The 22,478-nt window shown below is 42.4% G+C and carries 20 protein-coding genes; 15 read left to right on the top strand and 5 right to left on the bottom strand.

Going from position 1 to position 22,478, the window contains the following annotated elements; all coding sequences use genetic code 11:
• Positions 1-32: 32 nt before the first annotated feature.
• The 10 genes from K364_RS26700 (at position 33) to K364_RS0110955 (ending at position 11,706) form a co-directional block, all read left to right on the top strand.
• A complete protein-coding gene (locus K364_RS26700) occupies positions 33-461 on the top strand; it encodes an ATP-binding protein (protein WP_035268569.1) in 429 nt (142 codons plus the stop codon).
• A 76-nt stretch (positions 462-537) separates the two neighbouring features.
• A complete protein-coding gene (locus K364_RS0110995; protein WP_028308072.1) occupies positions 538-1,851 on the top strand; it encodes a [Fe-Fe] hydrogenase large subunit C-terminal domain-containing protein in 1,314 nt (437 codons plus the stop codon).
• A gap of 26 nt (positions 1,852-1,877) precedes the next feature.
• The gene (locus tag K364_RS23710; protein ID WP_035268565.1) at positions 1,878-2,234 is read left to right on the top strand and encodes a hypothetical protein; all 357 of its coding nucleotides are present in this window, start codon (positions 1,878-1,880) and stop codon (positions 2,232-2,234) included.
• The gene (locus K364_RS0110985; protein ID WP_051533974.1) at positions 2,231-2,989 is read left to right on the top strand and encodes a PHP domain-containing protein; all 759 of its coding nucleotides are present in this window, start codon (positions 2,231-2,233) and stop codon (positions 2,987-2,989) included. Before K364_RS23710 ends, K364_RS0110985 begins: the two co-directional genes overlap by 4 nt.
• A gap of 92 nt (positions 2,990-3,081) precedes the next feature.
• Positions 3,082-3,573: an NADH-quinone oxidoreductase subunit NuoE family protein gene (locus K364_RS0110980; RefSeq protein ID WP_035268562.1), complete on the top strand. Its 492-nt coding sequence runs from the start codon at positions 3,082-3,084 to the stop codon at positions 3,571-3,573.
• 1 nt (position 3,574) lies between these two features.
• On the top strand, positions 3,575-4,129 hold the full coding sequence (locus K364_RS0110975) for an ATP-binding protein (RefSeq protein WP_028308069.1): 555 nt from the start codon (positions 3,575-3,577) through the stop codon (positions 4,127-4,129).
• Positions 4,122-4,487, top strand: coding sequence for a (2Fe-2S) ferredoxin domain-containing protein (locus K364_RS0110970; protein ID WP_051533973.1), 366 nt, complete (start codon positions 4,122-4,124; stop codon positions 4,485-4,487). Before K364_RS0110975 ends, K364_RS0110970 begins: the two co-directional genes overlap by 8 nt.
• A 27-nt stretch (positions 4,488-4,514) precedes the next feature.
• A complete protein-coding gene (gene nuoF, locus K364_RS0110965; protein WP_035268559.1) occupies positions 4,515-7,541 on the top strand; it encodes an NADH-quinone oxidoreductase subunit NuoF in 3,027 nt (1,008 codons plus the stop codon).
• Between the two features lie 33 nt (positions 7,542-7,574).
• Positions 7,575-9,311 (top strand): NADH-dependent [FeFe] hydrogenase, group A6, encoded by a 1,737-nt coding sequence (locus K364_RS0110960; RefSeq protein ID WP_028308066.1) that lies wholly within the window; start codon positions 7,575-7,577, stop codon positions 9,309-9,311.
• 169 nt (positions 9,312-9,480) lie between these two features.
• Positions 9,481-11,706: a sigma 54-interacting transcriptional regulator gene (locus K364_RS0110955; RefSeq protein ID WP_028308065.1), complete on the top strand. Its 2,226-nt coding sequence runs from the start codon at positions 9,481-9,483 to the stop codon at positions 11,704-11,706.
• A gap of 150 nt (positions 11,707-11,856) precedes the next feature.
• Here the strand turns inward: K364_RS0110955 and K364_RS0110950 are convergent, their stop codons facing one another.
• From K364_RS0110950 to K364_RS26695, 5 genes are all read right to left on the bottom strand, one after another.
• Positions 11,857-13,641, bottom strand: coding sequence for an NADH-dependent [FeFe] hydrogenase, group A6 (locus K364_RS0110950; RefSeq protein WP_028308064.1), 1,785 nt, complete (start codon positions 13,639-13,641; stop codon positions 11,857-11,859).
• Positions 13,642-13,669: 28 nt separating this feature from the next.
• Positions 13,670-15,403, bottom strand: a complete 1,734-nt coding sequence (locus tag K364_RS0110945) for a NuoF family protein (RefSeq protein WP_028308063.1) — start codon at positions 15,401-15,403, stop codon at positions 13,670-13,672.
• A 2-nt stretch (positions 15,404-15,405) separates the two neighbouring features.
• Entirely contained in the window at positions 15,406-15,927 is a 522-nt protein-coding gene (locus K364_RS0110940; protein WP_051533972.1) for an NADH-quinone oxidoreductase subunit NuoE family protein, read from the bottom strand.
• A gap of 243 nt (positions 15,928-16,170) precedes the next feature.
• A complete protein-coding gene (locus K364_RS0110935) occupies positions 16,171-17,226 on the bottom strand; it encodes an NAD(P)-dependent alcohol dehydrogenase (RefSeq protein ID WP_028308061.1) in 1,056 nt (351 codons plus the stop codon).
• 78 nt (positions 17,227-17,304) lie between these two features.
• A complete protein-coding gene (locus K364_RS26695) occupies positions 17,305-17,454 on the bottom strand; it encodes a hypothetical protein (protein ID WP_156946450.1) in 150 nt (49 codons plus the stop codon).
• A gap of 637 nt (positions 17,455-18,091) precedes the next feature.
• On the opposite strand from K364_RS26695, the gene murJ reads away from it, so the two are divergent.
• The 5 genes from murJ to K364_RS26690 all read left to right on the top strand — a co-directional run bounded on the left by murJ (position 18,092) and on the right by K364_RS26690 (position 22,442).
• Positions 18,092-19,654: a murein biosynthesis integral membrane protein MurJ gene (gene murJ, locus K364_RS23705; RefSeq protein WP_051533971.1), complete on the top strand. Its 1,563-nt coding sequence runs from the start codon at positions 18,092-18,094 to the stop codon at positions 19,652-19,654.
• Between the two features lie 71 nt (positions 19,655-19,725).
• Entirely contained in the window at positions 19,726-20,151 is a 426-nt protein-coding gene (fabZ, locus tag K364_RS0110920; RefSeq protein ID WP_028308060.1) for a 3-hydroxyacyl-ACP dehydratase FabZ, read from the top strand.
• Positions 20,152-20,252: 101 nt separating this feature from the next.
• Positions 20,253-21,299, top strand: coding sequence for a glycosyltransferase family 4 protein (locus tag K364_RS23700; RefSeq protein WP_084295735.1), 1,047 nt, complete (start codon positions 20,253-20,255; stop codon positions 21,297-21,299).
• 111 nt (positions 21,300-21,410) lie between these two features.
• The gene (locus K364_RS0110910; protein ID WP_028308059.1) at positions 21,411-22,040 is read left to right on the top strand and encodes an SH3 domain-containing protein; all 630 of its coding nucleotides are present in this window, start codon (positions 21,411-21,413) and stop codon (positions 22,038-22,040) included.
• 240 nt (positions 22,041-22,280) lie between these two features.
• Complete coding sequence (locus tag K364_RS26690) at positions 22,281-22,442, top strand: hypothetical protein (protein ID WP_156946449.1); 162 nt, start codon at positions 22,281-22,283, stop codon at positions 22,440-22,442.
• The last annotated feature ends 36 nt before the right edge of the window (positions 22,443-22,478 follow it).

The following is a 22,478-nucleotide window of genomic DNA, read 5'->3' as shown; positions in this document are numbered from 1 at the left end:
ATGTATAACAAAACTGTAGAGTAGGTTTGAAGATGAGTAAATTTGAGCAGGAATTCACAGTAGCTTCCCTGGATTTTGCTGCTGCTGGCCAGGCTTCAAGTCAGATTAAAAAACTTTTACAATTGGTAGGATATCAACCACTGGAGATAAGAAGGGCTTCCATTGCTGCTTACGAGATGGAAATGAATATGGTAATACATGGTAACGGTGGAATACTTAAGGTTAACCTTGTTCCTGCAGCTATTGAATTAACTGCCCAGGATAAGGGTCCAGGCATTCCTGACATAGATTTAGCCATGCAGGAGGGTTACTCAACGGCACCACCTAACATTAGAGAAATGGGTTTTGGTGCAGGCATGGGGCTGCCTAACATTAAAAGGTGCACTGATTTTATTGAGATCAAGTCTGAAGTGGGCAAAGGGACAATGGTAAGGGTTATAATCAACGCCAGCCAAAAATAATGATTTAGAAGCTGAACTTACATCTAACTGGGATAAACTAATTTTCTTCTTATAGTTTGAATGGAGGTAAACAGCCTTGAAACAGTATTTTCATTCTGTGAGGTTAGATAAAGAACAATGTAAGGGATGCACAAACTGCATAAAAAGGTGCCCTACTGAAGCCATTCGGGTACGAGATGGTAAAGCTCGAATTATTGAGGAGCTTTGTGTTGACTGTGGTGAGTGTATACGAACCTGTCCTAACCACGCCAAAATTGCAGTTGAAGATTCTTTAGATAAATTAAATGATTTTAAATATAGAATTGCCCTTCCAGCACCCTCTTTTTATGGGCAATTCGACTCCAAACATACCCTTGATGAAATTTTGGAAGCCTTGATAATGATTGGTTTTGACGATGTTTTTGAAGTAGCACTGGCAGCGGAGGTAGTAACCAGGGGGATAAATAATTACTTGCAAGAAAATCAAAGCCTAAAGCCTCTCATATCACAGGCCTGTCCAGCTGTAGTTGGTCTTATTCAGGTTCGTTTTCCACTGCTCTTAGAGCATATTATTCCCATAGACTCTCCCATGAATATGGCGGCCATGTATGCAAAAAGGAATGCTTTTTCTAAAGGATATGCCCCTCAAGAAGTGGGAACTTTTTTTATTACCCCCTGTCCTGGTAAAATAACAGCCATTAGGCAGCCAGCAGCCAAGAATCACGTTTATGTAGATGGTGCTATTTCAATTTCCACTATTTATGGCCAGGTATTAAAACACATTAAAGACCTTAAGGGTAACAGAAAGCTTCAGAAAGCATCGGGGTTAGGCATAGGATGGGGCAGTTCTGGTGGCGAGATAAAGGCACTGAAGCATGGTACAAAACTGGCTGTTGATGGTATACAAAATGTAATTAATGTTTTAGAACAAGTTGAAAAAGGAGAATTGAGGGATATTGCATATCTTGAGTGCCAGGCATGCCAGGGTGGTTGTATAGGAGGGTCTCTTGTGGCCAAAAACCCTTTCCTGGCCAGGGTACGAATTGACCAGCTGGTAAGCAAGGGTACAAATCCGCAGCTAGAGCATTTTTTGGAAACTGTGGATTTGTCTCACTGCTTACTAAAAGGTGATTTTCAACCTCGAAAGGTAAGAAATCTTGATGACAACCTGGCGGAAGCCCTTGTTAAGATGGAGAAATTAGAAAGAACCTTAGAGGAACTGCCGGGACTTGATTGCAGTTCCTGTGGTTGTCCAAACTGCAGGGCCCTTGCAGAGGATATTGTCAAGGGATTAGCCTTTGAGACTGACTGTGTTTTTAAATTGAGAAAGCAAGTAGAAATCCTTGCAGAAGAAGTATTAAAGCTGGCTAGAAAGGTTCCCCCTGCAATGGGTCAGCGAAACTCGGAGTAATATTCATTATTAGGGAGGTTTACAATGTGCACTTAAATTACGTTGCTTCCAAAATGGGTATTGAATTGCTAAATCCATCGCTAAAGGAATGGGAAAAAAGAGACGTGACATGGGGTTATTCTTCTGATCTGCTAAGCTTTGTCATAGCAGAAGCCAGGAGTGGTTATTTATGGATAACTAAACAAGTACACATAAACATTGTAGCGGTTGCCTCGCTTAATGAGCTTTCAGGCATTGTGGTATCTGGTAAAAAGCCTGATGCAGAAGTGCTGGAGAGGGCCACAGGAGAAAACATCCCAATATTTTACAGCCATGATTCTGCCTTTGAAACAGCGGGAAAGCTTTATAGACTTATGACAGAAAATGCAGGTCAGAAGCAATGACTGAAATGAATATAAATGCTGACCTTCATATTCACACGGCCCTTTCTCCCTGTGCTCATGAAGAAATGGGACCACAGCAGATTCTTCTAAGGGCCTATGAAATGGGTTTAAACCTTATAGGTATTACTGATCATAATTCCGTTTTAAACCTTAAATCCTTTGTTGAGGCCGCAGATACATTCAAGCGTGGAAGTATTAAAATTGTTCCTGGTCTTGAGATTCAATGCGAGGAGGAGGTACATATCCTCTGCCTTTTTGAAACTGTTTCTGCTGCAGAGGAATTTTACAAATATATTGAGAACTATCTGACTGACATTAAAAACAAAAAAAGCATTTTTGGTGAACAGTTAGTGTTGGACAGTAAAGGCAGCATTATAGGAATGGAGGAAAGACTGCTTCTAAGCTCAGTAAGGTTGAATGTTGAGAGGGTAGTAGCTGGGGCACATGAATTTGAAGGACTGGCAATAGCCGCCCATATAGACCGTCCGGCATACAGTCTGCTGTCATTGTTAGGTTTTATTCCCAAGAATTTAAAGCTGGACGCTCTTGAAGTATCAGCAAGGGTTAATCCACAGGAATATATAGAAAGGATAGATATAACTGGATATCCTATCATTTCTTCATCAGATGCACATTTTTTAAGTGATATTGGCAGGGCATATATTTCTTATAAGGGGGACTTGGATTTTTATTCCCTTAAAAAAGCCCTGTTAAATAATAAATTCAGGATTTTGAAAGGGGGGATTAATTCATAAATATATGCAGCCATGGTTGTGATTGTAGTAACAAGTTCAAGATTGGAAATCAGCAGTTAAGCAGTTAATTTCTAAATGAAGGAGGTAAATTTATGTCATCAGCTTTACCTGAAATTGATTGGGAAACTTTGAACCCCCAAATTGATGAGATTATTGAAGAGTTCAGGGGACAGCCTTCAGCGCTGATTGAAGTCTTACATCGAATACAAGAAATTGTAGGCTTCTTGCCAAGGGATGTACAGATAAAAATAGCTGAAGGGCTTGGAGTTGCACAGTCAGAGGTCTATAGCGTTTCATCCTTTTATTCCCATTTTTCCTTCAAGCCAAAGGGAAAATACAAGGTGTGTTTATGTATGGGAACAGCCTGCTATGTAAAGGGAGCACCTGAAATCTTGACAGCCCTGGAGAAGCATATGGGAGTTGAGGCTGGAGATACCACAGATGACGGCATGTATTCTTTGGAAAGTGTAAGGTGCCTGGGTGCCTGTGGTTTAGGGCCTGTTATGACTATTAACAATGAGGCCCACGGTCTTTTAAAACCAGACAAGGCATTACAGTCAGTTAAAAAGTGCTGCAAGGAATAAGATGGAAGAACTAGCCCAACACATTCTTGATCTTTTAATGAATTCCTGGGAAGCCGGTGCTACTGTAATTGAGCTTAACATTATTGAGGATAGCCAGAAAGATATCATAATCATTACTGCAGCGGACAATGGCAGGGGAATGGACGAAAAGCTTATGATACAGGCTCTAGATCCCTTTAAAACAGGGCGCAAAACCAGGAAAGTAGGGTTAGGTTTAGCCCTTTTACAGGCTGCAGCTGAGGCCTGTAATGGCAAAGTGGAGTTAACCCCAGCCCACTCACAGGGCCTAATAGTAAAAGCCACATTTCAAAGAAGCCATTGGGATAGACCCCCATTAGGGGATGTGGCAGGAACCATTACGGCTTTTCTATGTTCTGCTTCTAGTATTAGGGTTATATATACCCATGAGTTTAATGGGTGTCTATTTACTTTTGATAGTAAGCAGATAGAAAAAATTGTATCACCCGTGCCAGTAAACCATCCAAAAGTTCTTCAATGGATTAGGGAAACAATTGGGCAGGGTTTATCTAAGCTATATGATGGAGGTGATGAGTAAGTTGAAGACAATTCAGGATTTAGAAAAGATTAGAAAGGAAGCAATGGAGGAAATCAGGTTAAGGGAAGAGGGCGAGAAAGTCAGGATTATCGTAGGATTAGGTACATGTGGTATAGCTTCAGGAGCTAGAGAAGTAATGAATGCATTTATAGAAGAAATTGCTGCAAGAAATATTGACGCAGTGGTAACCCAGACGGGGTGCATAGGTTTTTGTATTCAAGAGCCTCTCATTGAAGTTCATATTCCCGGACAAAAGAAGGTTATGTATGGCAATGTTGATGTAGAAATGGTTAAGGAAATTGTAGATAAGCATTTGATTAACAAATCTGTCCTTACTCAATGGGTTATACATGAGTAGGAGCTTGGTATAAAGGAGGGGAGATTCGTGCAATTGTTTCGTGCTCACGTTTTAGTCTGTTCAGGAACAGGATGTCATTCCTTCGGCAGCAAATCTATAATGGAAGCATTTAAGGAGGAACTAGACAAAAGGGGACTAGGAAGAGAAGTTAAGGTAGTTGAAACGGGTTGTTCAGGCCTTTGTGCTTTAGGACCTAATGTCATTGTCTATCCTGAGGCTGTTTTGTATTGTACAGTAAAGCCTGAGGATGTACCCGAGCTGGTGGAAGAGCATTTTGTCAAGGGTAGAATCTTGAAGAGACTTACTTACCAAGAGGTAAGTGCCCAGGTTATGCAGCCTGATTTTGGCAGTATAGACTTTTTCAAGAGACAAAAGAGAATTGCTTTGAGGAACTGTGGTGTGATAGACCCTGAAAGTATTAAAGAATATATTGCCAGGGACGGATATTTTGGATTAGCAGAGGCTGTAACAAGGATGGAACCTTCACAGGTGCTGGAAGAAATCAAAAAATCAGGCTTAAGAGGTAGAGGTGGCGGTGGTTTTCCTACAGGACTTAAATGGGAATTTGCTGCCAGAGCAGAAGGCACTCCAAAATATGTGGTATGTAATGCTGATGAAGGGGACCCTGGTGCTTTTATGGATAGAAGTATTCTGGAGGGTGATCCCCATAGTGTGGTGGAAGGTATGGCTATTGCAGGCTATGCCATTGGAGCCAGCAAAGGATATTTATATGTAAGAGCAGAGTACCCCATAGCTGTAAAAAGATTAAAAATAGCTATTGATCAGGCAAAAGAACTAAAGCTCCTGGGGAATAACATTTTTGGAACCGACTTTTCCTTTGACCTGGAAATACGCTTGGGTGCTGGAGCCTTTGTTTGTGGTGAGGAAACTGCCCTCATAGCTTCAATTGAAGGACGAAGGGGAGAACCAAGAACACGTCCACCCTTTCCAGCAGCATCTGGTTTATGGGGTAAACCAACCATAATCAATAATGTGGAAACCCTGGCTAATGTGGCAACCATTATAAGAAACGGATGGGAATGGTTTGCAGAGATTGGCACAGAAAAAAGTAAGGGCACAAAGGTTTTTGCCCTGGCTGGTAAGATAAAAAATAACGGGCTGGTGGAAGTGCCCATGGGTACCAAACTGGGAGAGGTTATTTTTGATATAGGCGGCGGTATACCAGAGGGGAAAAGATTCAAAGCTGCCCAAACAGGCGGCCCTTCAGGTGGATGTATTCCTGCTGAACATTTGAATGTGCCCATAGATTATGAATCCTTGACTAACTTAGGAACCATTATGGGATCTGGCGGCCTAATTATCATGGATGAAGACACCTGTATGGTTGACCTGGCAAAATTCTTTGTAGATTTTGTTAAGGACGAATCCTGTGGTAAATGTACTCCCTGTAGAATTGGCTCCACAAGGATGTTAGAAATTCTTGACCGTATAACAAAGGGTCAGGGTCAAGAAGGAGATATTGAGTTACTCCTAGAGCTGGGTAAAGAGATAAATGAATCAGCTCTATGTGGTTTAGGACAGACGGCTCCAAATCCAGTAATAAGCACTATAAGATATTTTAGGCATGAATATGAAGCTCATATTAAAGATAAATATTGTGAGGCTTCTGTGTGTGCTACAATGTTTAATTCCCCCTGCCAGAATACCTGTCCGGCAGGAATTGATATACCCATATATGTTGACCTCATTGCTCAACAAAAGTATAGAGAGGCTTATGAAGTAATGCGCAATGACAATCCGTTGTCTGTAATATGCGGCAGGGTATGCCATCACCCATGTGAAGGCAGATGCAACCGCAGTAAGCTTGACGATAGCATTGCCATAAGGGACTTGAAGCGTTTTGCCACTGATGCCCTAATGCCAGAAGGTTTACCTGTACCAGAGGCAGCTGAAAGTAATGGCAAGAAGGTAGCTATTGTTGGTTCTGGGCCAGCGGGGTTAACAGCTGCTTATTACCTGAGGAAGGCAGGCTACGAGGTTACCATCTTTGAAGCACTGCCTGTAGCAGGTGGAATGCTTAGGGTTGGAATACCTGATTATCGTCTTCCGGCAGATATATTACAGGCAGAAATCAAGGTAATTGAAGACATGGGAGTAGAAATTAAAACCGGAGTTGCAGTCGGAAGGGATATTAAACTTTCAGAGCTTAAAGAAGCATACTCTGCGGTATTTTTAGCTGTGGGTGCCCATAAGGATCAAAACATGGGAGTTCCTGGCGAGCACCTCAAGGGAGTTGTATCAGGAGTTGAATTATTAAGAGACCTAAACCTCGGCAGTGGGCCTGATATGAAAGGCAAGAAAATAGCAGTAATAGGCGGAGGAAACGTTGCAATGGACGTTGCCCGTTCAGCCATAAGAAAAGGTGCCGAGGAGGTTCATGTAATTTATAGAAGAACTAGAGAAGATATGCCTGCCATGAACGAGGAAATTGAAGATGCCATTAAGGAAGGAGTAAAGATAAGCTACCTGGCTAGTCCTACTAGAATCATTGGCAAAGGCGGCAAAGTAAGCCGCTTGGAATGTGTCCAGTCTCAACTAGGAGATTTTGACCCAAGTGGACGAAGAAAACCCGTGCAGGTACCAGGATCAACTTACACCTTGGATGTGGATATGATTGTACCGGCCATAGGCCAGCAGGTGGATGACTTATACAGAGATGAGAAGCTTGTTCTTGAAACAAATCCTAATGGAACTATAATCTCAGACCTCAAGACCTGTTCCACATCACTAGAGGGCGTTTTCTCAGGCGGGGATTGTGTCACAGGCCCTAATACTGTTGTAGCTGCAATAAAAGCAGGAAAACTGGCGGCCATATCCATTGACAAATATTTGAATGGAAAAGGCGTATACGCTCCCCTTGCTCCTGAACGCAAACTGTCTGCTCCAATTTTAGAGGAAGTCAGAATGCGCGTTAAAATGGGCAGTCTGGAAAAAGAGGAGAGACTTGCAGGTTTTGGAGAAGTAGAGCTTGGCTTTACAGAGGAAGAAGCCTTAAGGGAAGCTCAAAGGTGCATGCGTTGTGATATCAGGTAGATACAGAAATCTTCAAGCAAGGAGGGAGAATGAATGGAACTTGTTAGTTTAAAAATTGATAACCGGTTGGTTGAAGTGCACCCAGGAGCTACAATTTTAGAGGCTGCAGAAATCGCCGGTGTAAATATACCTACTTTATGTTACATGAAAGATATAAATAAAGTCGGAGCCTGCAGGATTTGTGTGGTAGAGGTCGTTGGAGCAAGGACCCTGGCAGCAGCCTGCGTTGTCCCTGTTGCTCAGGGTATGGAAGTCCTAACAAATACTGAAAAAGTTAGGAATGCAAGAAAATTTAACCTGGAACTGTTGTTGTCTGATCATGATGTTGAGTGTCTCACGTGTATCCGCAACCAAAACTGTGAGCTGCAGAAAATGGCTGAACTCTTAGGGGTTAGGGATATGCGCTTTGTTGGAAAACGCAACCTAAGTGCCAAGGATATGTCAACACCTGCCCTTATTAGAGATCCTCAAAAGTGTATTCTCTGCCGCCGCTGTGTTAGTGTTTGTAAGCAGGTTCAGTCAGTGGAAGCCATTGTTCCCCTGGGAAGAGGGTTTAAAACCCTGATCGGTACACAGTTCAATGAGGCTTTGTCCTATTCTGTTTGTGTCCAGTGCGGGCAATGTGTTCTGGTATGTCCCACAGGTGCATTGGTGGAAAAAGAGAATACGGAGGAAGTTTGGAAGGCCCTGTCTGATCCCAGGAAGCATGTTGTGGTACAGACAGCCCCTGCTACAAGGGTCTCTATAGGTCAGGAATTTGGCTTAGAGCCTGGCACGGTGAGTACTGGACAGATGGTTGCCGCCCTGAAACTTATAGGGTTTGATAAGGTTATGGATACAGATTTTACGGCGGACTTAACAATTATGGAGGAAGGCAGTGAGCTGATTGAAAGGCTTACCAATAATGGTACTCTGCCCATGATAACCTCCTGCAGCCCCGGCTGGATTAAGTTCATTGAGCATTTCTATCCTGAGTTAACTGAACATCTTTCAACCTGTAAGTCCCCGCAGCAAATGTTTGGGGCACTGCTGAAAACCTATTATGCTGAAAAAGTGAAGATTGATCCAGCTGATATAGTATCAGTCTCAATCATGCCCTGCACAGCCAAAAAGTTTGAAGCAGACAGGCCTGAAATGACAGACAGTGGCTACACAGATGTGGACTACGTTCTAACTACAAGAGAGTTGGCCAGGATGTTCAAGCAGGCCGGTATACAGCTCAATAAACTCCCATCTGAAGAATATGATGCACCACTAGGGATTTCAACAGGTGCCGGTGTTATTTTCGGTGCAACAGGAGGAGTAATGGAAGCGGCCTTAAGAACTGCCTACGAGCTGGTGACAAAGGAGGAACTTCCCAGCGTTGATTTTTATAATGTCAGGGGAATGAGGGGCATTAAAGAGGCTGAAGTAGACCTAAAGGGCACAAAAGTGAAGGTTGCAGTAGCCCATACCCTTGCAAATGCAAGGAAACTCCTGGATAAAATAAAAGACGGTACTGCTGATTACCATTTCATTGAAGTTATGACCTGCCCAGGAGGATGTATAGGTGGTGGAGGCCAGCCTATTCCTACTAACCTTGAAATAAGAGAAAAGAGGATAAAAGGTATCTATACAGCTGATAAAATGATGAAACTGAGGAAATCCCATGAGAACCCTGCAGTTCAACAGCTGTACAAGGAATACCTTGGAGAACCCCTGGGAGAAAAATCCCATCATCTTCTGCATACCCATTATGAAAAAAGGGGTAAGTTCAAAAAAGTAGAATAATATATAGAAGCAGGACATATTAGCCCATAAAATGCAGACTGCAAAAATGGGGACATATCTCCTGACAAAGCCGGCAATAACTTACCGGGGACATATCTCGCTCATAAAAAATTAATTGGGATGTGTCCCCGTATGTTTAATCAACATAGGACAGTCAGAGGTGATTTAGTTGGGTGTTGTAAAAACCATAGAAGGAATATGCAGCATTTGTTTTTCTTGTATAAGGAACTGTCCAGTTAAGGCTATTAAAGTGGAAAAGGGTCAGGCCATGGTTATCCCTGATCTGTGTATATATTGTGGACATTGCATAGAAGTTTGTTCAAAACAGGCAAAATGTGTAAGAAGCAGCCTGGAGTTATTGCAAGAGATTATGGATACTGATGAAATTAAAGTTGCATGCTTGGCTCCCTCCTATATCGCAGAATTTGCTGGAATTGAGCCTGGCCAGGTTGCTGCAGCTCTAAAAAAGGCAGGTTTTGAAAAAGTATACGAGGTTGCATTTGGCGCTCAATTAGTAGCCCAGTCTTATAGAGAATATATATTAAAGCAGGAAAAACAAGAGGGGCTAATAAGCAGTGCCTGCCCCAGCATTATATTCTTAATTGAGAAGTATTTTCCCTCGCTAATACCAAAATTAGTTCCCATTGTATCACCCATGATTGCCGTGGGGCGTTATTTACGCTACATGTATCCTGACAGGAAGGTTAAGGTAGTGTTCATTGGGCCTTGTTCAGCAAAAAAAGCAGAGAGGCAGGATGAAAGCCTGGAAGACAGTGTGGATTGTGTCCTGACTTTTCCTGAATTAAATGAATATCTAAAGCTTAAAGGAATTGATCCTGACAGCTTGGATAAGGAAGCCTTTGATAGTCCCAGTGTTCATGCAGCAAAAATATTTCCCCTGGCTGGAGGACTTCTGAAAACTGCAGCACTACAGGCAGATATCTTGGAAAACAGGATACTGACAGTTGAGGGGAGGGAAAACAGCCTGAACTTTCTAAGAAATGCAGCCCAGGGAAACATTCAGTTTGATTTTGCAGATATATTATTCTGTAATGGATGTATTAGCGGACCAATGTTTAGTGAAAAAAGAGACGTCTACTCTCGAATGCATTTGCTAAAGGAATATGCCCGTAAACAGGAAGAAGACCCGCAAAAGCATGAACAAACAGCAGAGCAAATTCAGATAGATCTGGGAAGAAGCTTTAAAGATAAAAGTTTGTTTGTAAAAGAACCTTCAGAAAAGGAAATCCAAGAGATATTATTCAGTCTTGGCAAATACAAGATAGAAGATGAATTAAACTGCGGTGCATGCGGATACGAAACCTGCCGCAACAAGGCTGCTGCTGTAGTCAGAGGCTTAGCAGAGAATGAAATGTGCCTGCCTTATTTAATTGATAAGCTTGAAAAGAGCAACCTACTTTTAAAAAGCCAGCTTCAGGAAAGTACCAGCGGTGTAGGAAGATTTATTGGAAACAGTAGACCCATGCAGCAGGTATATCAGATGATAAAAAAGGTAGCACGTACTGACACTACTGTCCTGATTGTAGGTGAAAGTGGTACAGGTAAAGAACTTGCTGCACAAGCAGTCCATGAACTAAGCTTACGAGCTAATGAAAGTTTTGTTAGTATAAACTGTGCAGCGCTACCCGAAACACTTCTGGAAAGTGAACTTTTTGGCCATGTTAAGGGTAGTTTCACAGGGGCAGTTACTGACAAAAAAGGTCTTTTTGAGGAAGCTCATAAGGGGACCATTCTCTTAGATGAAATTGGTGACGTTAGTTTAACACTACAGGTCAAGCTCCTCAGGGTTCTTCAGGAAGGGGAATTTTTAAGAATAGGAGATACAAGACCGAAAAAAGTAGACGTACGTGTCTTAGCTGCTACCAATAAAGACCTGCTGGAGTTAATTAGTAAGGGAAGCTTTAGGGTTGACCTTTATTACAGGCTGAATGTGGTGTCTATTAATCTACCACCCCTTAGAGATAGAAGGGAAGATATACCACTATTGGCAGTTACCTTTTTGCATAGATTTAATAAAAAGCTTAGAAAATCTGTAAGCAGAATCGATAATGCTGCCATGGAGGTGCTCTTGCACGCAGAGTGGAAGGGAAATGTGCGGGAACTAGAAAATGTTATAGAAAGGGCCGTGCTTCTCTGTGAAGGTTCAGAAATAAAAATTGAAGATTTACCTCCTGAGCTGTTAACTGAAGGGTTTAAAGGTCAGAAACCCATATTAGGAGAGAATTTTTCACTTAAAGAACATATGGAGCAGTACCAAAGGGAAATAATTCTCAAGGCTTTAGAGGAAAGTGGTTGGGTACAGGCAAGGGCTGCTAAAAATCTAGGTTTAAACAGAAGTACCCTTCATGAAATCTTGAAGCGCTATGATATATAGAACCGGCTGCATCAGCCGGTTCTATCACTAAGACTCCTATTTCCTAGTCTCCTATTTTCTAGCGTGCGTTCCCAGGTAACTGCTTCTAAAACTCAGATGAAGTCGAAACTCTATTTGAGTTTTAGAATTCTGTTTATAGAAATATAGAAATTAGATTCTTTCTCTCTTTTCAAAATGGGTATGCAGCAGCTTGTGGGCTTTCTCCCCGAAAGGCTCTCCCAAGAAGGTCTTGTAGAGATCCTGGATTTCTTTGTTCTCGTGGGATTTTCTAATGCCTTTTCTGCGATCTTCTTCATATATAGCATCTCGGCGCTTTTTGATTATTTCCTCGTTACCGTGATGATAGGGTTGACCACCCCCTGCTATACATCCCCCGGGACAGGCCATAATTTCAATGGCGTGGTACTGGGATTTTCTTTCACGAATTTCCTCCAGGATGACTCGGGCATTGCCCAGGCCGCTGGCAATACCAATGTTCAGCTCCTGTTCGCCGACTTTCACTGTGGCCTTTCGTATCCCTTCCATCCCTCGCAGCTCTTCAAACTCTATCTGCTCCAGGGTTTCACCAGTCATCCATTCGTAGGCAGTGCGGAGAGCCGCTTCTATAACTCCACCGGCAGTGCCAAAGATAGCTGAGGCTCCAGTAGTTTCACCTAGCGGGCTGTCAAATTCACTGTCGGGTAAACGGTCAAACTCGATTCCTGCTTCCTTGATCATGGCTCCTATCTCTCGGGTGGTGATGGATATATCCACATTGTTGCGAGCATCCTTGGTCAGCTCTGGCCGCTTAGCCTCTGCTTTTTTGGCGATGCAGGGCATGATGGATACTACTACGATGTTATCCGGGTTTAAGCCCTTTTTCTCGGCGTAATAGGTTTTTGCAATCTGCCCTAGCATGATATGGGGAGATTTACAGGTAGAGGGCACATGGATAAGATCAGGAAATTGATGTTCGATAAACTTTACCCATGCAGGGCAGCAGTTGGTTAAAATAGGCAGGTTTTTGTTGTTTTGCAGGCGATAAATTAGCTCCGATGCTTCCTCCATCACTGTTAAATCTGCCCCAAAGTTGGTGTCAAACACCGCATCAAAGCCTATGCGCTTTAGCGCAGTGACCATCTTCCCTGTTACAATAGTGCCCGCTTTCATGCCGAAGAGCTCGCCAAGGGCTACCCTAATAGCCGGCGCTGTCTGGACAATCACAAATTTGTCTGGATCGTAGATAGCCTTCCAAACCTTGTCGGTATGATAGACTTCTGTCAGTGCTGCTGTAGGACAGCTCTGAACACATTGACCACAGTAGGTGCAGGAGGATTCCGCCATGGGGATATTGGCAAAGGGACCTACAAAGACGTTGAAGCCCCGACCAATTCCTGAGAGAATACCACAGGTCTGAACCACATTGCAGCCCGTCTCGCAGCGGCGGCAGTAGATACACTTATTTGAATTTTTTGCTATGGCATCGCTGGAAATATCCATGGGATAGCTCATGCGCTCTCCTGCCCAGCGAATCTCCCGCACTTTTAGTTCCTGTGCCAGGGATTGGAGATCGCACTCCAGGTTTTTAGGGCAGGTAAAGCACTCGTTGGGGTGGTTGGATAACAGGAGTTCCACGGCGATTCTGCGAGCGGTAATAGCCTTAATGGTATCAGTCCTGACCATCATTCCCTCTTCCATCCTTGTTACACAGGATGGTACTAGTTTATTGTGGTTGCTATTTCCCTGTATCATTTCTACCAGACAAACTCTGCAGGAGGCGGTTTTATTATATAGCTGCAGATCGTGCAAATCCAGGTGACAAAGGGTAGGTATCTTGACCCCGATCTCGTGGGCTGCTTCTAACACAGTGATGCCTTCAGGCACTGTGATATGCTGATCGTTGATTTGCACCTTGACCTGTTTTCTAGCTTCTTGTTTTTCTTGATTGCCTGACATTGTCTCACCTCGCTCTTTTCTTAAGAAGTTACACTGTATTACTTTTAGCTTCATGGTTTCCTTTACACTGGGGATGTTCTGCATTCTGCACTAGTTGAACATATTCATGCCAAAAGTGATTCATGGTGCTGATAATTGGGTTAGGTGCAGTTTGACACAGGCCGCACAGAGAGGTCTCCTTGACCATGTAGGCCAGCTGCTTGATGGCATCCAGATCTGCCATGGTTCCCTTTCCTTCAGTGATTTTTTCCAGCATTTCAAAAAGACGCTTCGTGCCTATCCGCCCTGGAACACATTTGCCGCAGGCTTCGTTCATGGTAAACTCCAGATAAAATTTGGCTATATGCACCATGTTATCATCCTCATCCATGACAATCATCCCACCAGAGCCCATCATAGAGCCCTTTTCCAATAGGAGATCGTACTCAATGGGGGTATCTAAATCCTTTTCTGTTATCACGCCCCCAGAAGGGCCGCCTGTTTGCACCGCTTTAAATCTTTTACCATTGGGAATGCCACCGCCAATATCGTAAATTACTTCTCGTATGGTGAGACCCATAGGCACCTCTACTAGTCCCACATTGTCAATCTTGCCGGCTAAAGCGAAAACCTTGGTTCCCTTGCTCCGCTCTGTACCCATGGAGGCAAACCACTGGGCTCCTTTAGTCAAAATAGCTGGGATATTGGCAAAGGTTTCCACGTTGTTGACACAGGTAGGATATCCCCAGTAGCCTTCTTGAGCCGGGTAGGGCGGCTTGTTACTGGGCTCTCCTCGTTTACCTTCACAGGAATTAATCAGGGCTGTCTCCTCCCCACACACAAAGGCCCCCGCCCCCAGCTTGATGTCAATATCAAAGCTAAAATCTGTACCAAACAGGTTTTTCCCCAGCATGCCCTGCTCTCTAGCTTGAACAAGGGCAGTATTTAAGCGTTGAATGGCCAAGGGGTATTCGGCTCTGATGTAAATCAAGCCCTTACCGGCGCCGATAGCGTATGCACCAATGGCCATGGCTTCTAACACGCTGTGGGGATCTCCCTCCAGGATACTGCGATCCATAAAGGCACCTGGGTCGCCTTCGTCAGCGTTGCAGATGACATATTTTACCTGACCTTCCTGAGCCCTGGTAATTTCCCATTTTAAGCCGGTGGGAAAGCCTCCGCCGCCCCGACCCCGCAAGCCGGATTTTTTCACTTCCTCTATCACTTGATCACTAGTCATCCTGGTCAAGGCTTGCCCCAGGGCTTCATAGCCGCCTACTGCTATATATTCATAGATGTCTTCTGGGTTTATTAAACCGCAGTTGCGCAAGGCTACCCGAATCTGCTTTTTATAGAAGTTCATTTCCTCCTGCAGGTGAACCAGCTGCTTGGTGTTGGGGTCCTGGTAAAGCAGCCGCTCCACGTGATTGCCCTTAATTATGTGTTCGTCAACTATCTCCTTGGCATCCTTTGGCCCTACTCGCACATAAAACACATTGTCTGGCTCTACCTTTACGATAGGTCCTTGCTCACAAAAGCCAAAACAGCCGGTCTTTACTACACTTACCTGATCTGCCTGCCCCCTGGCCTTGATGACAATCTTCAGGTTCTTGATCACCTTTTCACTATCACTGGCTACACAGCCTGTGCCCGCACATACCAAGAGGTTCATCCGCTCTTTAGGGAAGACGCCCTCTTTAACCACATCCACATGCTGGCGCAAAATTACTTTGGCCAAGGACTGCTGCTTGATACTGTTTAATTCGGCTAAGCTGCTAATCAAAGCTATTCCTCCTTTGCTCGATAGTTATTCACCACATCGGGTACCTGATCTTCTGTTAGTCTTCCATGAACCTTGTCATTTACAGTCACCACAGGCGCCAGTCCACAGGCGCCGATGCAGCGGACATCTCTCAGTGTGAAGCATCCATCTTCCGAGGTCTCATTGGCGTTAATGCCGATACTCTCTTTAAATTTATCCAGGATTTTGTCCGCACCTCTCACAAAGCAGGCTGTTCCCATACAGACGCTGACAGTATGCTTCCCTCTTGGCTTGGTAGTAAAGTAAGAGTAAAAGCTTACCACGCCAAATACCTCTGCTCCGGGAATTCCCAGCTTTCGGGCAATATACAGCTGCAGGTCCCGGGGGAGAAAGCCAAAAATCTCCTGGGCCTTATGCAGAATTTCTATCAGCGAGCCCTTGGTAGTCCCCATGTTATCTAAAAAGGCGTCCAGCTGATGAAACTTATCCTCTGGCAGGTCTTCACTAATAGGTCTAGTCACACTTATTTCTTGCGGTTTGGTCACTTTGCTCACAATCCTTTCTGTATATACTATTCACTTTTTTATACTATTTATTGATTCTAGTGCTGGTATTACCTGTAGTCACCCGGTGTATGCCCATGAAAGCAGCAGATGGTTTTGCAAGTATTGCTAGTGCAAGGTATATCTTCAGGCTTTACATCTAAAACATTTAAAAAAGACAGCCTATAAAAAAACATAAGCCATCTTTTTATAATTATTGTTTTGTTAAATTCTTGCATGGTGCTTTTAAACTATAACTACAGGCTTAATCATGTCTCTGGGCTTATCTCTCATCATAAGAAGCGCTTGTTCAACACTTTCAAATCCATATAACACATGAGTAACCATTCTTTCAGGGTCTATTCTATCAGCCTGTACAAGGGCAATCATTTTCTCCATTCTAACACGGCCACCGGGAGTAAGGCCTCCTCTAATTGTCTTATGAGCCATACCAAGACCCCATTCTAGACGGGGAATGGGCAGGATTTCACCTTCTCCAAAGTAATTTACGTTTCCAATATTTCCACCTGGAGCAGTGATTTTTACTGCATCTGAAAGGATATCAGCTCCTCCACCAGCAATAATAGTTGCTTCAACCCCTTTGTTTTTGGTTAACTCCATAACCTGCTCTACGATAGGACCTTCTTTATAATCTATTATATCAGTTGCTCCGTAGTATTTGGCTGCCTCAATAGTCACAGGTCTATTTCCCACCACGATAATTCTTCCTGCACCACGCAGTTTAGCACCAGCAACACTCATTAAGCCAACTGGTCCAATGCCTAAAACTGCTACAGTGTCACCCATTTGAATATCAGCTAATTCTGCACCATGAACACCGGTAGTCATCATGTCTGTCATCATTAAGGCAGCTTCATATGAAATTCCATCTGGAAGTAACGCCAGGTTCATATCTGCATGATTTACATGGAAATATTCCCCGAAAACTCCGTCTTTTATATTAGTAAATTGATAACCCGCAAGCATTCCACCACTGTGTGGATGAAGGTTTTTCTGAATCTCCATGGTATTCCAGTCTGGTGTAATTGCAGGTACAATAACCTTGTCGCCAGGTTTAAAATCTCTTACATCTTTACCAACTTCAACAATTTCTCCAACAGCTTCATGACCAAGGATTACATTGTATCTTTCACCAACGCCGCCTTCCCAAACAGTATGAACATCTGATGTGCAAGGTGCTAAAGCTAGCGGTGTTATAATTGCATCTAATGGACCGCATTGGGGCCTTTGTTTTTCTATCCATCCAGCATCTCCAATTCTCTTCATTGCAAAACCCTTCATAACTAGCGATTCCTTTTTCATTGCTACTACATTCATGTAAATACCTCCTTGTATGCTATGTTTAGCAAACCTAAACTTTTAAAATTTTTTATGCTTGCTGTATAAGGGTTTAAAGTTTTCCTTGTGCTTTACTATAGTGTTGATTTTAATATTTACATCTCTTGATGGGTGTTTTTTACTTAGGATAAGGTTCCTGTCAACAGCTGGGTTAGTCATTGGATTAGTCATTTTTATACCCTCCTTTAGATTTCTTTTTGTGAAACATTTAACTTTAAAACACTTAACTAGTTGTGAAATATTTAACTAGCAAAAACCGTGCCACAAAAAAATTGCTATGATAGGTTTGGTTTTATTTGAGTTGTTTTAAAAATCAATCAGAAAAAGTTCAATTTATTGAACATGACGTCCAAAAAAATGGACGTTCTTTGTTTGCTGCCAATTAAAGAGATGCATTTCGAAAAGCCATTCAAATTATTTGAGCTCATGTGCACCAGGATTCCTGGTGATTTTTTATTTTATTATTTATTATTATTGTATTTATAACCTTTTGGCACGGGACTTGCTTATTAGTAGGCTAACAACTCTATTTGGAGCCGTCTGTCGTGGACCAATGAGTTTGTTAATACTCTACTTATATAAGGGGAACATGCCCCCTATTTTTTTTGTCCAATTTTAGCTAAAAATTTACCTTTACATGGAACTTTTAACAGACTAATGCGTCTAATATATTTGGAGGTTTTTCTTGCTTGTATTAAGGAACTTACCTATAATATTAGATGTGAGAGATAAAACCTGAGGGAACTAGGAACTAGATAGAAGGATATATGTTCTAGATATAGTAATATAGGCAGGAAGAGGATAAAAAATGACTCTACAAAGGGAAGCCTCGCTAGGAACAAAAATTGCTAAAGCTGCCGGTATTGTTTTACTAATGAACCTTCTAAGTCGAGTATTGGGATTTGTTCGGGATGCAGTTATTGCAAGGGAATTTGGTGCTAGTGGGGCTACAGATGCATATTTAGTTGCTTACACCCTGCCCTATGCTTTACAGGCTGTATTAGGCATGGCTTTTATATCTGTAATAGTGCCAATTATTACGGCATATCTTATAAAAGAAGATAGATCTGAGGCCTGGAGGGCTACAAGCATACTGTTTAACTGGACGGTTGTTATCCTCATGGGAATAACAATACTTGGGATAATCCTTGCCCCCTGGTTAATTAAATTGTTGGCTCCTGGCTTTTCCCAGGAAACATTTGACTTGACAGTTAGTCTTACAAGAATTATTTTTCCTTCTATTATATTTATGGGAGCAGGGATGCTCATAACGGGTGTTTTAAATGCAAGTGGGGTGTTTGGCATACCTGCCTTTGCTCCAGCCCTTGCAAACATAATAGTTATAGTATCTGTGCTAATCTTCGCTGGACAGTACAGGGTCCATGGACTAGCAGTAGGAACCCTGGCTGCTTTTATAGGCTTTCTGATTATACAGCTTCCATATTTAAAAAAATTAGGCTTTGAGTGGAAATGGGACTGGGACAAAGCCCATCCGGCAGTAAAAAAAGCTGGAGCTACTATTTTTCCCATAACTTTAGCAATAGCAATTAATCAGATATATCTTGCTGTGAACAGAATATTTGCATCTGGCTTGGAACCAGGAAGCATCACCGCCCTTGACTTTGCTTATAGATTAATGGCCCTGCCCCTGGGCATATTTGTTGCTGCAATAGCTACAGCTATATTTCCAGCCTTTTCACAGTATGCAGCAAACAATGACAAAGAAGGGCTGGCAAAATCACTTGTGACGGGTATGGCGTTGGTTTCTCTTGTAGCCATTCCTTCTGCTGCAGGCTTGATGGTTATTAGAGAGCCTTTAATTCAAATTGTATTTGAGCGAGGGGCCTTTGATGCTTATGCTACTGAAAGAACAGCTATTGCATTGTGGTACTTTTCCCTAGGACTTTGGGCCGTTGGTGCCAATACAGTTGTCACCAGGGCTTATTATGCGCTAAACATGGTTAAGGTTCCATTAATATTGGGACTGTTTTGTGCCATGCTAAACGTATTATTTAGTATAGCTTTGCTTCCAGCTTTTGGCCATGGAGGACTTGCACTAGCTAACTCTTTATCTGCTGTTATTAATATAATTCTCCTGCTGGTTGTTTTTCGTAACTATTTACCTAGTATGGATTTTGCCCAGTTGATTATACCCCTGGCAAAGGCTACTGCTGCTGCAGCTGTAATGGCTGTTATCTTAACAGCTGCAATGCCTTACACAAGGGAAGCTTTAAATATTACTGGCTTTTTTGGTCTAGTAATACAGCTTGCTATCATGGTTGGGATGGGATGTATAATTTACACAGTCATGCTTTTTGTCTTTAAAACCAAAGAACTAGACCTGATTAGAAGGATGCTCAAGAGGGCATAAATACCATGTGAGTTTAAGATTACAAGAAGGAATGGAAAAAAATTTGTAGAATCCTAAAAGGAAGTGATGTTATGCTTGATATTAAAGAAATACAAGAAATAATTCCCCATCGTTACCCCTTTTTGCTTGTGGACAGAATTATAGAGTTAGAAGAGGGCAAGAGGGCTGTTGGAATTAAAAATGTTTCAGTAAATGAGGCCCATTTTCAGGGACATTTCCCAAATCATCCTGTAATGCCAGGCGTACTTATAATAGAAGCTTTAGCACAGGTGGGGGCTGTTGCTGTTCTGAAACTGCCACAATATGCAGGCAAAATAGCATTTTTTGCAGGTATAGACAAGGTTCGTTTTAGAAAACAGGTGGTTCCTGGTGACCAGCTGCGTCTAGAAGTGGAGCTTGTGAAAATAAAGGGCCCTGTTGGCAAAGGTGTTGGAAAAGCCTATGTGGGAGAAGAACTAGCTGCCGAGGGAGAACTAACCTTTATGATTGGTTCTTAAAGCAGAAAGCAGAAAATGTCAAAAATATTGATTGAAAAAATTAACAATTTTTAGTACACTATTAGTATTGCGTAAGCAACATAGTGGGGGAGGAAGAACGAATGTATCAGGTGTTATTGCCTGTTGTTATAGCTTTTTTGGTGGCATTTATCTCAACACCAATTGTAATTAGACTGGCTAGAAAATGGGGTGCCATGGATGCACCCTGTGATAGAAAGGTACACACATGTTCAATGCCAAGGATGGGTGGGCTGGCAATATATGCAGGTTTTATGGCAGCGGTCCTTATGACCCAAACTATAGATGGCAAGCTTGTTGGAATTTTACTTGGTTGTACAATAATTGTTTTGCTTGGTATTGTAGATGATATAAAGGGCTTATCACCAAAGGTTAAGCTGGCGGGTCAAACCCTGGCGGCCCTGGTGGTTGTATTGTTTGGGGTTAAGGTTAGTATTCTTACAAATCCCTTTGCAGAAGTTCTTTTTTTAGAAAATTTCAAGCTGGCAATTCCCTTTACAGTCCTCTGGATTGTTGGGGTTACAAATGCTGTTAATTTGATTGATGGCCTGGACGGCTTAGCTGCAGGGACCTCTGGTATTGCTGCAGTTACTATTGGCGTGGTGGCGTTGTTAGAAGGACATTTTGCTGCAGCTGTCCTTGCAATAATTCTTGCTGGTTCTGTTTTTGGGTTTTTGCCCTTTAACTTTAACCCAGCCAAAATATTTATGGGTGATACAGGGTCCATGTTTTTAGGCTTTACTCTTTCAGTTCTGGCAGTGGTTGGATTAACCAAGAGTGCAACTATAATCTCCGTTTTCATACCAGTTGTAATTTTAGGGATTCCCATATTTGATACCATGTATGCTATCATAAGAAGGTTCTTAAATGGAACACCGATTTTTCAAGCAGATAAGGAACATCTGCACCACCAATTGCTAAACATGGGATTAACGCATAAACAAACAGTTTTAATAATTTACGTAGTCAATCTTTGCTTGGGAAGTAGTGCTGTGCTCATGTCATTAATGGCGCCTCCTCAGGCAGTTGTTATACTTATTGGATTAACAGTTATAATGCTTTTAGGAATGAATCATCTTAGCTTCGCTGCCTTTTCAAGAAGACAAAAGGCAAAGCATTTTGGGGGCTAAAGGGGGACGGGCATAAATATATTGTCCATATATGATGTGGTCCTGTTTGAGTTGAGTATTGAAATACTATACATGTATTACTAAACCTTTTATATATTGGAGGACAAGCCTGTGAGATTTTTTAAGCTTTGGGTTGGAATTGCCATGGTAGCTGCCCTGGTTTTAGGTATCACTTTAGGAAACTTTGTAGTTGCAGGGGGCTTTATGCCTGGATCATCACAAGACCCCCTTGTTAGTGAAAGCTACATAGTTCAAACAGTAGAAGAAAAGACTGCAGCGTTAGAATTTCAAATTTTTGAGCTGGAAAAGCAAATTACAAGTTTAACCAGTACTGTTGCAGCTCTGGAAGCTCAGCTTGGAAGGACAAGCACCGGCTCCTCATCAGCAAGCCAATCAGGTCAATCTAATCAAACAAAACAAACTAACCAGTCAAATCAAACAAGCCCAACAAATCAAACCAGCCAATCAAGTCAGACAGGAAGCCCCTCAACGGGCACTTCAAATACTAACCAGAATAATAACAGCTCAGGCACTACTCCAAGCAGCGGCACTGCCAGGGTGATGGAAGTTGCTGCAGCGGCTGGTGTAAATGTTCGCAGCGGTCCTAGTACCAGCTTTGCTATCATAGCGAGCCTGGGAAATGGCACCAAGGTTAGTGTTGTTTCTGAATCATCCGGCTGGTATGAAATAATTATTGAAGGTAATAAAACAGGTTGGGTCCATGGTGATTTTGTTAAATAAGCACCTGGTTTAATTTCCAGGTGCTTTTTTTGCATTGATTTGCATTGAAGTGCATTGAAACGCATTGCCTTGAGCCAAGTGTAAGAAGCCCATTTTTTGGCTGATAGGGGGGTTTTACAAAAGCTTTATTGGGGCCTATAATAGTAGTAGGGAATGTGAATGTTTTAACAATCAATTTGCATAAAATAAAATAATTTATTTGTTTTACATTATTAAATCTAAATTTTGGGGGTGATTTAAATGCCAGGTATTATTAAAAGGTCTTTGCGCTCAGAAAGGGAGAGGCTTATGAGGACTATAGAGGAAGCCCAGGGATATTCAGTACCGAACTATACCTCGCTTTTTGAGTATGCTGCAACTGTCAAATCAAAAGAACAGCTTAAGAAAATAAAAATTACTTAAATATTTCATTCCTAATTTTGGCTGCGGCTTCCTGCT

It is taken from the genome of Desulfitibacter alkalitolerans DSM 16504 (genome assembly GCF_000620305.1).
GTDB lineage: Bacteria > Bacillota > DSM-16504 > Desulfitibacterales > Desulfitibacteraceae > Desulfitibacter > Desulfitibacter alkalitolerans.
Note: the sequence above shows the minus strand (reverse complement) of the source record. Positions and strands in the feature narration are given on the sequence as shown.